We start from the raw sequence: 1,051 nt of genomic DNA, 5'->3' as shown, positions 1-1,051 counted from the left end.
ACGCGACAGCCGGGCCATCAGCGTGCCCACCACCGACCCCGAACAACCGAAACGGCCCGCCGAAGAAACCGACGGACCGTCACGAAAGATCGAGGCTGGTTAGGTACGCCGATGACTTCGTCGCACTCTGCGCGACGAAGGAAGAGGCGACAGCGGTACGACAACGGCTCGTCGAATGGCTGGCTCCCCGGGGCCTGTCCCTGAACGAGGAGAAGACGAAGGTCGTCCACGTTGACACCGGGTTCGACTTCTTGGGATTCACCATCCGGCGCTACCGCAACGGCGTACTGCTGATCAAACCGAGCAAGGATGCTGTCAAGAGGATCCGGAGCCGCCTGACCGAGGAGGTCAGGAACCTTCACGGCACAGATGCCCTATCGGTGATCCGTCGGCTCGCCCCCATCGTCCGGGGCTGGTCGGGGTACTACCGGCATGCGGTCTCTGCTGAGACGTTCGCCGATCTCAACAACCACGCCTTTCGGCTGTTGTGGCGGTGGGCGGTGCGGCAGCACCCACGTAAGGGGCGCATCTGGGTCAAGGGGAGGTACTTCGGAAGGTTCAACCCGTCCCGGAAAGACAACTGGGTGTTCGGGCACCGCGTCAGCGGCGTCTTCCTGGTCAAGTTCTCCTGGACGAAGATCGTCCGCCATGCGGCCGTCAAGGGCTGGTCGTCTCCGGACGATCCCGCTCTGGCCGCCTACTGGGCCGAGCGCCAACGGCGCAAGCCGCTGCCACCGCTCAATCGGAGCGAGTTGACACTTGCGGCGAGGCAGAAGGGCCTGTGCCCTCTGTGCGATCAGCCCCTCATCGGAGGAGCTGAATACGAACCGGGCAACGTCCGAGAGTGGATCGCCTGGTTCGACGCAATGAGGAGGACGTTGCACACGCACCACTTCCTCATCTTCAAACGGCACGGCGGCGGCGATGAGCGAACCAACCTCCGCCTCGTTCACAGTCACTGAACCTCTTTCATCCTGAATAGCTGCAGGTCAGGAGAGTGTGGACAGCGGTGACGGCACGGCCGATGCGGCCGGTCGAGCAGCGTGCTCTG

Annotated in this window: 1 protein-coding gene; it reads left to right on the top strand. The window is 63.6% G+C overall.

What is annotated here, in order from left to right; genetic code table 11:
* A partial coding sequence (locus ACFYNS_RS31860; RefSeq protein WP_388606385.1) for a group II intron maturase-specific domain-containing protein occupies positions 1–962 on the top strand: 962 nt, incomplete at its 5' end.
* Positions 963–1,051: the final 89 nt, after the last annotated feature.

This window comes from Streptomyces sp. NPDC006925, from assembly GCF_042869575.1.
GTDB lineage: Bacteria > Actinomycetota > Actinomycetes > Streptomycetales > Streptomycetaceae > Streptomyces.
This window is presented reverse-complemented; position numbering and strand designations above follow the sequence as displayed.